The organism is Variovorax sp. Soil_C_39, assembly GCF_057656815.1.
This window is the reverse complement of sequence record NZ_JBDGJQ010000004.1, coordinates 91,367-106,156: the sequence shown is the minus strand read 5'-3', so window position 1 is coordinate 106,156 and position 14,790 is coordinate 91,367. Positions and strand designations below refer to the sequence as shown.

The following is a 14,790-nucleotide window of genomic DNA, read 5'->3' as shown; positions in this document are numbered from 1 at the left end:
ACCCAACGCGAATCGGAGGCGATTTTTGACCGCAATTTGTGATTTGTCTCTTGTGTCCGGACGCCGCGCGGGCGGCCGGGAGTGGACGGGGCTGGCCCTGCTTTCGCTGCCCACCATGTTGCTCGGGCTCGACCTGACGCTGCTGCACCTTGCACTGCCCGCGCTCGCGATGGACCTGCGCCCGACGAGCGCGCAGGCACTCTGGATCGTCGACGCCTATGGCTTCATGATCGCTGGCTTTCTCATCACGATGGGAACGCTGGGGGATCGGATCGGGCGGCGCAAGCTCCTGATGTTCGGCGCGGCCGCTTTCGGGCTTGCCTCCGCCTTGGCGGCCTGTTCGACCAGCGCCGCCATGCTGATCGCGGCGCGCGCCCTGCTCGGCGTGGCGGGCGCGACGCTGATGCCTTCGACGCTGGCGCTGATCAGCAACATGTTCGTCCACCCCCACCAGCGCGCGCTGGCGATCGGGGTGTGGGCGACCATGTTTGCGCTCGGCATGGCGGCCGGGCCGGTGGTCGGCGGCCTGCTGCTGGAGCGCTACGGATGGGGCGCCGCATTCCTCGTGGCGCTCCCGGTCGTCGCGCTCCTGCTCGTGGCCGCCCCGCTTCTTCTGCCGGAGTACCGTGCGCCGCAGCAAGGGCGGTTGGATCTGCCCAGCGTCGCGCTCTCGCTGCTGGCCTTGCTGCCGGTCGTCTACGGCGTGAAGCAGATGGCCAACGAAGGGATCGTGGCCGGTGCCATGCTGGCCATCGCGGCAGGCGCGGCCTTCATGCTGGTGTTCGTGCGGCGGCAACGTCGGCTGCGCAGTCCGCTGGTCGACATCGAGCTGTTCTCCAACCGGGCATTCAGCGTCGCCCTGGGGGTGCTGCTGGTGGGCCTGGTCGGCGTCGGCGGGACGATGCTGCTGGTGACCCAGTACCTCCAGCTGGTGGTGGGGCTGTCGCCGCTGGCGGCGGGACTTTGGATGGGGCCGCCTGCCCTCGCGATGCTGATGGCGGGCATCACGGCGCCCCTGCTTGCCAGGCGGCTCCGGCCGGGCCACGTGATCGCGGCCGCGCTGGCGCTGTCCGCACTGGGTTACCTGATGTTGAGCCAGCTCGACCGCGGACCGGATGGCCTAGCCCAGGTGACCGCATCGTTCTCCCTGGTGTATCTCGGCCTGGGCACGATCGCGGCGCTCGGGACGGATCTGGTGGTGGGCGCGGCACCGCCCGAGAAGGCGGGGTCGGCGTCGGCCATGTCGGAGACGGTGCAGGAGCTTGGCCTGGCGCTCGGCATTGCAACGCTGGGCAGCCTGACCACTGCGGTCTACCGGACCCGGATGGCCGATCGCGAGGGTGCGCCGCTGGCGCAGGACATCGAACGGGCCGTCTCGGACAGCCTTGCCGGCGCCAGGTCGGTCGCGCAGCTCCTGCCGGACGGCTTGCTGGAACAGGCACAGGCCGCCTTCGTGGCGGGCCTCAACGTGGCGGCTGCGGTCAGCGGCATCGGGATCGCCGTCTTGGCGGGGCTGGCGGCGATCACGCTGCGGCATATCGGCGTCAGCAGCGACACCGGCGAGGGAACGGCTCGATAACGTGGAGCATCAGTCGAAGGTGAGCACACACTCAACACAGCGATTGAGAGATCACCTCGCCTCCGTGCTCACATCCCCGCCACGCCCTGCGCCAGCGCAAAGTCCAGCAGCACCCGGTCGGAGGGTTCCTCGGGCCAGGTGGTCTGCGCGAGCCAGCGGTGGAAGGTCGTGGCCGCGATGCGGCTGGCCGGTCCGTCGCGGCGCCAGGCGCGCGCGATCGGTGCTGCGATGGCTGGCAGGCGCTCGGCCTCGAAGCGCGTGCGCATCTCGGCCTGCATGGCCTCGGGCATCTCCTGGTAGAGCCCCCTCGCCTTCTGCATGCGGTCGTTGTCCCAGAGTTCGCGTATCCGGTGCATGCGGTCCTGGCTGTCGAGCACGGGCGCGGGAGGCGCCGCGGCCGGGCCGCCTGGACCGCCTGACGCGGCGGGCTCGGGCTCGCCCTTGACGCCGGCATAGCCCTTCTTGAGGGCGTCCTTGAAATAGGCCGCGGGCGACTTGAGCGTCGGCAGCGCCTGGCTGCGCAGCCGCTGTTCCACATGCTCGAGCGTGGCGCGCAACTGGCCTTCGTCGGTGGTCGCGTAGAGGTCCTGCGCCTCCTCCTGCTTCAGGCCGAGCGCGATGAGCTTGCCGACCAGTTCAAGGTCGAAGACGTTTCGGCTCGGGTCGTCGGCCGTGCCGAGGCGCTGCTGCAGCTTCGGCACGACCCTGAACTGGATCTCCTCGATGCGCCGGCCGCGCTTGTGCTCGATCAGCTCGAGGCTGAAATCTTCGCAGAGCGCCTCGATCTCGGCCAGCGCCTTGCTGATCACGTCGCGCTTGAGGAAGCGGTAGTCGACCTCGGTGATGTCGCTGCGGCCGGTGAGCACGGCGGCCCACCAGAGCACGTCCTCGCGCATCGACAGGCGGCTCGGCGAGGTGAGATAGCGCGCGCCGATCTCGTACAGCACGGCCGCGGGGTAGCTGCGCATCTGGGCGCTGATCTCGAGCAGTACGCGGGTGTACTGGTGCGGCTTGACAAGGCGTTCGCGGATCTCCTCGGGATAGCGCCAGGTGATGGTGCAGGGCCGGCCCCTGCCCTGCTCTTCGATCGACACGGTGCCGAGCAGCTGCGAGGAAACCCAGCGCTTCAGGCCTGCGCCGCTGGTCGACCATTCGATGGTCGTGGCCTGCATGTCGCGCAGGTGCGACTTCAGGAGTTCGGTGTTGTTGGAGTTGAAGCGGGCATCGCCGATCAGCTCGCTGAGCGCCAGCTTGTAGACGGGCTCGTCGACGCCCTGTTTCTGCGAGTGGTACAGCAGCGCGTTGTAGATGCGCCGCGACAGCAGCGTGAGCCGGCCCCGCTTCGGGCGGATGGCGATGGCCTCGTTGGCCTTGGCCACGCTCTGCTCGTCGGTGACGGCAGGCGGTTTCGGCGGCGGCCGTGGCGCTTCGCCCTCTTCCATGGGTTTTTCCGGGAGATCGTTTATTTCACATCATGCCGCGGATTTGTGAATGGGTCAATTCACAGGTTCATGCAGCGGTGCCTTGAGACTTTGAAGAAGAACACTTGGGATATTGAAGAGTTGACGGTCCTGTTTCTTCAATGGCGACAGCCACTTGCAAGCGGAACTGTGAGTAGCGCTGGGAATGAGTGTGAGAACGGATGGGATTGAATGTGAGAACGAAAGGGATTTGGCGCCCGCTGATGTGGGAACGGATGGGATTTGATGTGAGTGGACAAGGGGCGCGGCAGGCCCGCAGGGCGCTTGCACACGCGTTGCAGGCGCTGGCGCACCCGCTGGCGTCGCTGGGCGGGTCCCGGGGCACCTCGATCGGGGTTCCGGGGTGCCCTGCGGCAACCGCCCGAGGTCGGAATCCCAATCCTCCTCACCTTGGTCCCCAATCGCTCTCACACTTGGATCGGCGATATGCACGATGTTTATCGCAGATCTTGTTCATTCGACGGATTCTCATAGAATGGCCGGATTCCGTCTAATAAGGCTATTCTCTATGGCGTCGCCCACACCGGCTGCTGGTGGAAACCAGGTTTCCACGGCCCCCCTTCCCGTCGCGCTTGCCTCTCCGCCGCGCGCGCGCATCGACATGGCGCGCATCGCAGCCCTGGCCGCGCGAGCCGGCTCGATGGTCGAGCAGATTCGCGGCCGGCTCCTCGCGCCCGAGGCGCGCAAGATCCCGCCCGTCTACTCTACCGCGCAGCTGGCGGCATTGTGCGGCGTTGACAAGGCGCATGTGGCCTACCGCATCACCAAGGACGATCTGCCGAGCGGGCGCCTCACGCCGGCTGGCGGCAAGCGCAACTTCGAGCTCAGCGAACTGCGCACCTGGACCCGCACCTACCGTGCCGACAAGATGCGTCCCGCGGGCAAGAAGGCCTTCACCATCGCGGTCGGCAACTTCAAGGGCGGCGTCGCCAAGACGACCACCGCGATGGTGCTGGCACAGGGCCTGAGCCTGCGCGGCCACCGCGTGCTGGCCATCGACACCGATCCCCAGGGATCGCTGACCACCCTGCACGGCCTGCTGCCCGAGGCGGAGATCAGCGAGGACATGACGATCGCGCCGCTGTGCGACGGCAGCCAGTCCGACATCCGCTATGCGATCCGCTCCACCTACTGGGACGGCCTCGATCTGGTGGCCGCCGCACCGTTCCTGTTCTCGGCCGAGTTCGCGCTCCCAGCGCGCCAGATGCAGGAGCCGGGTGCGCGGTTCTGGGACGTGCTCAATGCCGGACTCGAGAGCGTGCGCGATCTCTACGACGTGATCGTCATCGATACGCCGCCGTCGCTGTCTTATGTGACCATCAACGGCCTCTGGGCCGCCAACGGGATCATCGTACCGGTGCCGCCGTCGGGCCTCGACTTCGCATCGTCGGCCCAGTTCTGGTCGCTGCTCGCCGACCTGGGCGGCAACCTCGATGCGCAGAGCGGCGAGCGCGCGGGCAAGGCCTTCGACTTCCTGCACGTGCTGCTCAGCCGGGTCGACCCGAGCGACCCGGCCACGCCGGCGGTCCGGCAGTGGATCCAGGCGACCTATGGCGAGTACACGCTGCCCGTCGAGATTCCCAAGACAAGCGTGACGAGCAACAAGGCGGCCGAGTTCGCGACCGTCTACGACGTACAGAAATACGAGGGTGCCGCCAAGACCTACAAGCGCGCGGCCGATGCCTACGACTCTTTCGTCGACCTGGTCGAGCAGTCTGTGGTGAGCAGCTGGGCCGACAAGGGGGAGATGCAATGAGTGCGTCGGCCGATCTCGTGAGCGGCCGGTGTGCCGCCGCACGCGGCGCGTGGAAACCTGGTTTCCACCTGATTCGGGGCGCGGCCGTGGAAACCTGGTTTCCACGCCGGCCCGGAGCGGACGCGGGTCCGCATGCATCGTTCAATCGCACCACGCGCTCGGCGTGGAAACCAGGTTTCCACTGCAATGGAGGTCCCAATGGCCAGCACGCGTAAACGTCTCGAAGCGCTCACAGCGGGACTCTCGCTTCCGGAGCCCGCTCCGGCCCCCAGCCCGGCTGCAGCGTTTCCGGCTGCCGCGCCGATCCCGCCGGCCATGCCCGGTGCCGCCGTGGAAACCAGGTTTCCACCGGCACAGCCGGGCCAGTTCGCGCCGCGCACCGGTCCGGGCCAGATGCTCGCGTTCCGCGGCCAGATGCAGGCGGTGGAGGGCGAGCTGGCGACCCTTCGGGAGCGGCTTCGGCACTACGACGACTCGACGCCCACGCGCAAGCTCGACCCGTCGAGCATCCGCGCCTCGCGCTGGGCCAACCGGCATCCGGCCTCGTTCGAGAACGCCGAGTTCGCAGGGCTCAAGGCCGACATCGAGCAGGCCGGCGGCAATGTGCAGCCGATCCTCGTGCGGGCGCTGCCGGACCAGCCCGACCGCTACGAGCTGGTCTTCGGCCATCGCCGGCACCGGGCCTGCCTGGAGCTTGGCATTCCGGTGCTGGCGGCGATCTGGGTCGACGAGCTCGGCGACGCCGAACTGTTCGCGGCCATGGACCGCGAGAACCGCGAGCGCGCCGATCTCTCGCCGTACGAACAGGGCGTGATGTACCAGCGTGCGCTCGAGGAGCAGCTGTTCCCGACACAGCGCCAGATGGCCGAGAAGCTCGGCGTCAGCCACACCTGGGTGCGCAAGGCGTTGATCGTGGCGCAGCTACCGTCGGCCGTCGTCGAATGCTTCCGCAGCCCGCTCGAGATCCAGTACCGCCATGCGGAACAACTCAACGCGGCGCTCGACAAGGACCGCCGCAGCGTGCTCAAGCGGGCAGAGAAGGTGCGCGGACAGAAGCTGTTGCCGGCCGTCGTCGTGGCGCGGCTGCTGGGCAACGAGCCCGGCGCGAAGCCGCAGAAGATCGCAATCCAGAGCGAGGGCAAGACCGTGGGCTCATGCGTGCGGGGCACCGATGGTGCGGTGACGCTCACGCTGCTGCCGAGCGTGGCGGCCCAGCCGCCGACGGAGGCGCTCATCAAGGCGATCTCGGAGGTGCTGCAGAAGGTGCAGATGCTTGGCTGAACAAGGGTAGGACCTCGTAATGTGAGTGCCGTTGGGAATTGCCGGCAGTTGCTCGCAGCCCGCAGGTGCGCCGGAGCGGAGGAGCGGAGGAGGGCAGAGGAGGCGCGATCCGCGGCATGGCGGGGGCTGGGCCTGTCAACCGCGGGCTTTCATGCGCGCGTCGACAAGCCGTCATGGGAATCGAGACGAGCGGCATATGAATGTGTGCGCTAACATCCTTCATTCGCCTTGCCTCCATCCTCCGATCTCCTGCCGTGCCGCGTACTTGGCGCCGGCAATGCAACCAGTCTCTCCGAAACCGGATGCAAGCGGCGCCTCCAGCGCCGGGCCGAAGCAAAAAGAGCCATGCAGATCAACGACTTAGCGCATTTCCCGACATTCGATTCTCGAATCTAGGCCGCAAAGCACCTAGAATAGAGATTGATGATTATGCGATTGCACAATGTCGCCAAAAAGGCGCGGCGCATGCGCCGTGCCCTCCTTTGGCACCGATAGCATTCCCACCCAATGGCTACACCCAACGACAATTTCAGATGACCTTGACGCGGACCTACGATCTGCGCCCGATGCCGGCCCCGGCCGGCGCCCGCCGGGAGCGCCCATGAACCAACCGGCCATGCCCACCCAGGAAGAGCTGCAAAGCCTCGATGACGCCGAACTCGAGCAGCTGGCCGTGGAGTGGCGAGCGCGTGCGTCGCGCGGCGAGCGCGATGCGTACGGCGTGGCTCACGCCCTCGAAGTCGAGCTGCGCCAGCGTGTGCGCGCCAGCAACCTCCAGCAATTGCCACCCGAAGCACCGGTTCCGCCGCGGCCCTGGTGGAAGTTCTGGCAGGCACCGGCCGATTCCAACACCCCCACGTGAAGAAGACCGCGCCGCGCAAACTCCATCGCGGCCACTTCGCGTTCATGCGGGCGCTGGCCCAGGGGGTCGACGAGCGCGCGAGCTGGGAGCGCTACTTGCGCCTCGAGGGCGAGCATGTCGACCTGCGCACGGTGCGGCGCACCATCGCCTGGATCCGAGACGCCTTCGCGGCCGCGGCGCGGCGCGAGCACAAGCCGGGCACCGCGCGGCTGATCCTGCTCGATCCCGAGCGATTCACCGCGTCGCCCGCGCTGCCGAGCCTCGCCGAGTTCGCCGAAGCCCAGGGCCTTGCCGATTTCTCCGAAGCCGAGCAGGTCGAGGCCTACGAGGCCGCCTTTCCGCAGGCGCGGGGCGGCGCAGGGCAGGGCAGTGCGCAGCCCTCGCGCCGCGCGCGCGTCATCGCGCGCCAGCTCGAGGCGCTGCGCTGGCTCGAAGACCTGGTCGCGCAGGACCCGCGGCCCGGCGACAGCGCGGCGGCGTGGCTGCATCCGGCACTCGCCGCACGGCTCGAGCGCGCCGGCCTGCCGACGCTCGAGGCGCTGGTGGCGCGCATCAACCTCGCGGGCGCGCGCTGGTGGGTGCAGGTGCCCGGCGTGGGCGAATCCAAGGCCGCGCGCATCCTCGAGTGGCTGCATGCCCACGAGCAGGTGCTCGGCCTGCGGGTCGGCCCGCATGCGGTGCAGCCGCGCTCGCAGCTGAGCCCTGGCGCGCTGGCGGCCGTGGTGCCGCCCGCGACGGCGCTGGTGCCGTACGAGAAGTTCGTGCTGCCGGCCGGGCTCGACGGGCGCACCGGGCGCTTTCGCGCGCCGCCCGAAGACTGCCTGCTGCAGGCGGCCGACGACCATGAAGCGATCGGCGCCTGGCTCGCCGCAAAGGGCGCAAGGTGCGAAGCCGCCGGCGCGCTGTCGTCCACGCAGCGCTCGTACCGCAAGGAAGCCGAGCGGCTGCTGCTCTGGGCCGTGCTGGAGCGCGGAACGGCGCTGTCGTCGCTCGCGCGCGAGGACGTCGACGCCTACCGGGCGTTTCTGGCCGACCCGCCGCCGGCCTGGTGCGGGCCCCGGCATCACCAGCGCTGGTCGGCGTCATGGCGGCCGCTCGAGGGCGCGCTCACGCCGGTGGCGCTGCGGCAGTCGCTGATCATCCTGCGCAGCCTGTTCGCGTTTCTCGTGGGCCAACGCTACCTGGTCGCCAATCCCTTCGACGACGTGGCACTGCCGCCCGAGCGGCCACTGCCGCTCGGCGCAAGCCGCACGCTGAGCTTCGAACAGTGGGACCACGTCGATGCGCTGCTGCGCGGCCATGCGGACACGCAGGCCGGCCGCCGCCTGCGTCGCGCGATGCGCTGGCTCTATGCCACCGGGCTTCGCCTGGGCGAGGTGACGGCGCTGCGTTGCGGCGACCTGAAGCCGCCCGACACCGGCACGGGGACGGCCTGGACGCTGTCGGTGGCAGGCCGGGGCGCGCGCCGCCGGCAGGTGCCGGTACCGGCCGAGCTGGTGCATGAACTGAGCGAAGAGCTCGCGCGGCACGGCCTCGACCTGCAGGTGGATGCGCCCGGCAACCAGGGCGTGCCGGTGCTCGCGCGCTTCGATGCGCAACTGCGGCCAGTCGCCTGGTCGGCCTCCGGGCTGTACCAGGCGATCAAGGCCTTTCTCGCGCAGGCCGCCGAACGCCTCGAGGGCCAGCAAGCGCAGCAGCAGTTGCGCAAGGCCAGCACGCACTGGCTGCGCCACACGCACGGCGCGCACGCGCTGCGCGGCAGGGAAGGGCAGGCGCCGCTGCCGGTGCAGGTGGTGCAAAAGAACCTCGGCCACGCATCGGCCGGCACCACCGCGATGTACCTGTCCGCGGCGAGGGTCCCGCGGCCTTGAGCAACTCCTGTCTTATAGTCAAAAAGTTACACGTTGCGATATTTCGCTACACACGTAACAATTAACAGCAGTTCGCCGGTCGAGTTCCAGGAGAGAGCGCCCGCAATGGCTTGCTTCTCGTTCTGCAGACCGCCTCTCTTTCTTGCGGCCCTGCCTTCAGCCCATCCGGTGCGGCGCTGCTCATCGACTCCTCCCATGAACCGTACCCACCGCATCGTCATCAATCGCCGCACCGGCGCACGCCAAGCTGTTTCGGAAACCGCGAAATCCTCGAGTGGCGGGCCGCCGGCGCTTCGTGCCGCGCTGCTCCTGGGCGCCACGCTGCTCGGCGCGCTCATGTCGCCGGCCGGCCATGCGCAGACGTGGCTGGCGCCAGTGCCCGGAGACTGGTTCGATGCGGCCAACTGGAGCACCGGCGCCGTGCCGACCCGCAGCGATGACGTGGAGATCTCCACGCCGGGCACCGCGCAGATTACCGGCGGCTTGTTCAGCGCCGAGACCAACTATCTGTCGCTCGGCCGAAGCGCAGCGGGCGGGCTTTCCGTCACCAACGGCGGCATCCTCAATTCGGCCAGGATCTTTATAGATGGCGACGGTGGCCCAACCACGATGCTGGTTGAGGGCGCAGGCTCGCGCGTCGACGTAAGCGGCGGGTTGTTGGTCGGCTTTGCCGGTACCGGGACGTTGACCATCCGCAGCGGCGGCACCGTACGCGCCAGCACCATCGAGGTCGGTCTGCAGCCTGGCGCCCAAGGCACACTCAATCTGGACGTCGGCGGCACGCTGGAGACGGGCGGCCTGTACGCGCTGGTTCCGGCCAACGCGGGCGCCAGCGGCGCCTTCAACTGGTCCGGCGGCACGCTGCGGGTCGTCAACAGCAGTCTCGTGTCCGCGATGGACGCCACGCTCACGGGCAAGGGTTCCACGCTCGATACCAATGGCTTCAATGCGACGATGTCGGGTGCGCTGTCTGGCGGCGGCTCGCTCGTCAAGGTCGGTGCGGGAACGCTCTCGCTCTCGGGCGCCAACACCCACACGGGCGGCACGCGCGTCGAACAGGGCGTGCTCGCCATCGCCAGCGGGTCGTCGCTGGGTGCGGGTGATCTTTCGATTTCAAACGCCGAGGTCCGGGGCGCTGCCTCGACCACCGTGAGCAACACCGTCCGCCTGGCCGGCCCGGCCACGGTATCGGCGGCCGCCGGCACGACGCTGCGATTCGATGGCTACATCGACTACGGCTCGGCGCTGAACATCGGCTCGCTCGGCAACACCGGCATCGTCGAAATCGCAAGCGCAACGGGCTTGTTCTCGCAGCATGACCTGCGCGTCGATTTCGGCACTTTGCGCGCTGCGAGCGCCGCTGCGGTTCCCGCCATGACGAGCAAGGCCCCGACGACCTTCGTGGCAAGCGGCGCGACGCTGGACTTCAACGACCACGCCACGGCCGTACTGCCGGTGCGCAACCTGCAGGGCGCGGGCACGGTCAACACGGGCAGCCAGGCCGCGACGACCCTGGCCGTCGCGGCCGGCGATTTTTCGGGCGCGATCGAGGGTGCGGGCAGCCTGCAGAAGAGCCTTGCCGGCACCCTCACGCTGCGCGGCGCGTCCAGCTACGCGGGCGCGACGCGCATCGGTGCCGGCACGCTGGCCCTCGCTGACAACGGTGCGCTGCCTGCGGGCAGCCTGCTCGACGTGAGCACCGGCGCCACCTTCGATGTGTCGGCCATCACGGGTACTGGCACGGCCGTGAACGCGCTGGCCGGCGGCGGCGCGGTGGTGCTGGGCGCCAAGTCGCTCACGCTGTCGGGCGGCACCAGCTCTTTCTTCAACGGCGAAATCAGTGGCAGCGGCACGCTGCACAAGAGCGGCACGGGCGTCCAGGTGCTCGCCGGCGCGGCCACCCACCTGGGCGGCACGGTGATCTCGGGCGGCACGCTGGCGGTGGAGGGCGATGGCGCGCTGGCGCCTACCGGTTCCGTGCACGTGGAAGACAGCGCCCGCTTCCGCATCCGGCAGGTCGACAGCGGTGCCCTCACGATCGGCGCGCTCAGCGGCAGCGGGCGCGTGGACATGGGCGCGACGACGCTCACGGCGGGCAACGCATCGAGCAGCGTCTTCAGCGGGGAGATCTCCGGCAGCGGCGGCCTCGAAAAGCAGGGCAGCGGCACCTTGTTCCTCAACGGTGTCAACAGCTACACGGGCGCGACCCAGGTGCGCAGCGGGCGCCTGGCGGTGGGCGGCACTGCGGCCGACAGCGGCGCAAGCGTTGCGGGCGCGGTGAACGTCGACGACGGCGCGACGCTCAGCGGCTTCGGCCGCATCGGCGGCAGCGTCACCGTGGCGAGCGGTGGCCACCTGGCCGCGGGCGACCCCGCGGCCGGCAACGGCATCGGTGCGCTGCGCATCGACGGCGACCTGTCGCTCGCGAGCGGCAGCCAGCTCGACTTCGACCTGGGCGCGCCGAGCGGGCTGGCGGCGGTGCCGGGGCAGGGTGACAACGTGGCGGTGGGCGGCAACCTGTCGCTCGGCGATGCCACGCTGAACGTGCGCGATGCGGGCGGCATCGGGCCGGGCCTGTACAACCTGTTCCGCTGGGGCGGCAAATTGTCGATGTCGGGCAGCGGCTTTGCGCCGCCCGCCGGCAGCACGGTGCAGATCCTCACGGGCAGCAAGCAGATCAACCTGATCACCGCCGCCGGCTATACGCTCAACTTCTGGAACGGCAACGGCCTGGCCAGCCCGACCCAGATGGGTGGAGGCAGCGGCACGTGGTCGGCCACCGCGCCCAACTGGGCCGACGAGGGCGGCATCGCCAGCGGCCCGCTCCAGCAGCCGGGCTTCGCGATCTTCGGCGGCGCGGCCGGCAACGTCGTGGTCGACACCACCGATGGCCCGGTCATCGCCAGCGGCATGCAGTTCGCGAGCGATGGCTATCGGGTCTCGGGCGGCACGCTCGCGCTGGTGGCCGACAAGGCGTCGCCGGGCCCGGTCGAAGTGCGCGTGGGCGACGGCAGCGGCGCAAGCGCCGGCTGGACGGCGACGATCGACAGCGTCGTCGCGGGCACCGACGGCCTCGCCAAGACCGGCAGTGGCACGCTCGCGCTCACCGGCACCAACACCTATGGCGGCGGCACCGCGGTGCGCGCCGGCACGCTGCAGATCTCGTCCGACAGCAATCTGGGTGCGGCCACGGGCGGTCTCACGCTCGACGGCGGCACGCTGCGCGCGAGCGGCACGATCACGTCGGCGCGGACGGTCTCTCTCGGCGCCGGCGCCGGCGCCGGCGCAGGTGCAGGTGGCTTCGAGGTCGACCCGACCCGCACGCTCACGCTCGACGGCGAGGTCTCGGGTGCGGGTGCGCTCGTCAAGACGGGGCTCGGCACGCTCGCACTGGGCGCGGCCAATAGCTATGCGGGCGGCACGAACGTCGCTGCCGGGAGCCTGCAGGCGCAAGTGACCGGGGCGCTGGGCAACGGCCCCGTTTCAGTGGCCGGCAATGCGTCGCTCCTGTTCGGCGGCACGGCCGATGCGGGCAAGCTGGCCATCGACGTGGCCGCGCGCGGCGCGCTGCCCACCGACAACGCAGGCTTCGTTCAATTCGGCGACAAGAGTTCCGCGGGCCACGCCCACATCGTCACGCACACCGATGCGTCGGCCGATTTCCGCGACGGCGCGAGCGCCGGCAATGCCGTGATCGAGAACCGCGGCGGGAACACCACGCTCTGGTTCAACGCCACCGCCGGCAAGGCGCACATCACCAATTTCGCCGGCGGCGCGATCAACCTGCTCGACGATGCGAGCGCGGGCGGGGCCACCTTCGTCAACGAAGGCGGCGGCCTGATCGACATCTTCGACCGCGCCACCGCCGACCAGGCCACCGTGGTCAACCAGGCCGGCGGCCGCCTGCGCATCCGCTCGCTCACCAACGACGGCATCGCCATCGGCGCGCTGTCGGGCGCGGGCGACGTGATCCTCGGTGCCAAGGCGCTGACGACGGGCGGGCTGAACACGAGCACCGAGGTGTCGGGCACGATCTCGGGCGTGGGCGGCGCGATCGTCAAGATCGGCAGCGGCACGCTCACGCTGTCGGGCGCCAACACCTACACCGGCGGCACAGCGCTCAAGCAAGGCCGCCTCGATGTGGGCCACGGCCAGGCGCTCGGCACCGGCACGCTCGCGATGGACGACGGCACCACGCTAGGCTTCGCGGCCGATGGCCTGGAGATCGCGAACGCGCTCGCGCTCACGGGCCGGAACGATCCGGTCATCGACACCGGCGCGTTCGGTGGCACGCTTTCCGGCGCCATCAGCGGCGGCGGCTTCATCACCAAGGAAGGCACAGGCACGCTCACGCTCTCGGGCGCGAACACCTACACGGGCGCGACGAACGTGGCAAACGGCACGCTGCGCGCCGGCGCGGCCAACACCTTCAGCGCCGGCTCGGCGCACAGCGTGGCGGCGGGGGCCACACTCGACCTCGCGGGCTTCAGCCAGACGGTGGCGTCGCTCGCCAACAGCGGCACCGTGTCGCTGGCCGGCAGCGCGCCGGGCACGACGCTCACGGTCCGCGGCAACTACGTCGGAAGCAACGGCGTGCTCAGGCTCGGCACAGCGCTCGGCGCGACGGGCCCGTCGGACCGCCTCGTGATCGACGGCGGCGCGGCGACCGGCACCACGCGTGTGCAGTTCGCGCAGCTCGCCGGCCTGGGCGCGCTCACGAGCGGCAACGGCATCGAGGTGATCACGGCGCAGAACGGCGCCACGACCACCGCGCAGACCACCCGGGATGCGTTCGCGCTCGAAGGCGGCCATGTCGATGCGGGCGCCTACGAGTACCGGCTGCACGCGGCCGACGCTGCCGGCGCGGGCGAGAACTGGTACCTGCGCTCGACGCTCCCCGGCGCCACGCCGGAGGTGCCCGGCGAGCCCGGTGTGCCGAGCGCGCCGAGCATCGTCCCCATCGTCACCTACCGCGCCGAAGCCTCGCTCTACGCCGCGCTGCCGAACCAGCTGCGCCAGAGCAACCTCGCGATGCTCGGCGATCTGCGCAGGCGCGTGGGCGACGACGACGTGAAGGGCACGGCCGCGCTGACGACCGGCACCGGGCGCCGCGCGTGGGGGCGCGTGCTCTCCGCCGACCTCGACATTCGCCAGGGCGGCACGGTCTCGCCGACCAGCAAGGGCGATCTCACGGGCTTCCAGGCCGGCACCGACCTGCTGGCGACGCCGAACTGGCGCGCCGGTCTCTACGTGGGCCAGCTCGATGGCGACGCGACGGTGAACGGCTTCGCGAGCGGCGTGGCCGGCCTGTACGCGGGCCGCAACGACCTGCGCAGCCAGTACTTCGGCGTGTACGGCACCTTCACCGGCGACAACGGCTTCCACGCCGATGCGGTGGTGCAGTCCGGCCGCCACAGGTACACGGTGCGGCCGGGCTTCGGCAGCGGAGTGGAAGGCAGGGGCAACAGCCTGCTCGGTTCGATGGAAGTCGGCCAGGCCTTCGCGCTCGGCGCGGGCGGCTGGCAGATCGAGCCGCAGCTGCAGCTGATTCACCAGCACCTCGACCTGGACGACGCGGCGATCGCCGGCGCGGTGGTGCAGCCGCGCGCAGACAGCGGCTGGATCGCGCGCGCGGGTCTGCGGGTCAAGGGCCACGTCGACACGGGTATGGGCACGCTTCAGCCGTACGGCCGCGTCAACGTCTACAGGACGTCGAGCGGCACCGACCTTGCGCAGTTCGTGAACGGCGTCACGCGCACCGGCATCGCGGCGCCGAGCGGCGGCACGAGCACCGAGCTCGCAGGCGGCTTCACGCTGGCGCTCGGCCAGCGCACCAGCATCTACGGCGAGCTGGGCAAGCTGTGGTCCTCGGGCGGCAGCGCCAAGGTGAAGAGCGCGGTCAACGGCACGCTCGGCGTTCGGGTCAAGTGGTGAGGCCGTGGCGCCGCACGGAGGCGCCG

The 14,790-nt window shown here is 69.9% G+C and carries 7 protein-coding genes; 6 read left to right on the top strand and 1 reads right to left on the bottom strand.

The features are described from left to right. Positions 1-115 precede the first annotated feature (115 nt). Positions 116-1,579 (top strand): MFS transporter, encoded by a 1,464-nt coding sequence (locus AC3A6J_RS11965; RefSeq protein WP_487860160.1) that lies wholly within the window; start codon positions 116-118, stop codon positions 1,577-1,579. A gap of 68 nt (positions 1,580-1,647) precedes the next feature. Here AC3A6J_RS11965 and AC3A6J_RS11960 read toward each other — a convergent pair whose 3' ends face one another. Further along, positions 1,648-3,021 carry a RepB family plasmid replication initiator protein gene (locus AC3A6J_RS11960; protein ID WP_487860159.1) on the bottom strand — a complete coding sequence of 458 codons (1,374 nt, stop codon included), beginning with the start codon at positions 3,019-3,021 and terminating at the stop codon, positions 1,648-1,650. A 640-nt stretch (positions 3,022-3,661) separates the two neighbouring features. Between AC3A6J_RS11960 and AC3A6J_RS11955 the strand changes: the two genes are divergently transcribed. The 5 genes from AC3A6J_RS11955 (at position 3,662) to AC3A6J_RS11935 (ending at position 14,764) form a co-directional block, all read left to right on the top strand. After that, complete coding sequence (locus tag AC3A6J_RS11955; protein WP_487860158.1) at positions 3,662-4,816, top strand: AAA family ATPase; 1,155 nt, start codon at positions 3,662-3,664, stop codon at positions 4,814-4,816. Positions 4,817-5,146: 330 nt separating this feature from the next. Beyond that, positions 5,147-6,097 carry a ParB/RepB/Spo0J family partition protein gene (locus AC3A6J_RS11950; protein ID WP_487860157.1) on the top strand — a complete coding sequence of 317 codons (951 nt, stop codon included), beginning with the start codon at positions 5,147-5,149 and terminating at the stop codon, positions 6,095-6,097. A 601-nt stretch (positions 6,098-6,698) separates the two neighbouring features. Beyond that, the gene (locus tag AC3A6J_RS11945; protein ID WP_487860156.1) at positions 6,699-6,959 is read left to right on the top strand and encodes a hypothetical protein; all 261 of its coding nucleotides are present in this window, start codon (positions 6,699-6,701) and stop codon (positions 6,957-6,959) included. Beyond that, positions 6,956-8,830: a site-specific integrase gene (locus AC3A6J_RS11940; RefSeq protein ID WP_487860155.1), complete on the top strand. Its 1,875-nt coding sequence runs from the start codon at positions 6,956-6,958 to the stop codon at positions 8,828-8,830. The genes AC3A6J_RS11945 and AC3A6J_RS11940 overlap by 4 nt, the downstream gene beginning before the upstream one ends. Before the next feature lie 195 nt (positions 8,831-9,025). Next, complete coding sequence (locus tag AC3A6J_RS11935; RefSeq protein ID WP_487860154.1) at positions 9,026-14,764, top strand: autotransporter-associated beta strand repeat-containing protein; 5,739 nt, start codon at positions 9,026-9,028, stop codon at positions 14,762-14,764. Positions 14,765-14,790: the final 26 nt, after the last annotated feature.

Bases quoted from the DNA above. Each gene is read 5' to 3' on its own strand.
- AC3A6J_RS11965 (WP_487860160.1), top strand. From the start codon at position 116: ATGTTGCTCGGGCTCGACCTGACGCTGCTGCACCTTGCACTGCCCGCG.
- AC3A6J_RS11960 (WP_487860159.1), bottom strand. From the start codon at position 3,021: ATGGAAGAGGGCGAAGCGCCACGGCCGCCGCCGAAACCGCCTGCCGTC.
- AC3A6J_RS11955 (WP_487860158.1), top strand. From the start codon at position 3,662: ATGGCGCGCATCGCAGCCCTGGCCGCGCGAGCCGGCTCGATGGTCGAG.
- AC3A6J_RS11945 (WP_487860156.1), top strand. From the start codon at position 6,699: ATGAACCAACCGGCCATGCCCACCCAGGAAGAGCTGCAAAGCCTCGAT.
- AC3A6J_RS11935 (WP_487860154.1), top strand. From the start codon at position 9,026: ATGAACCGTACCCACCGCATCGTCATCAATCGCCGCACCGGCGCACGC.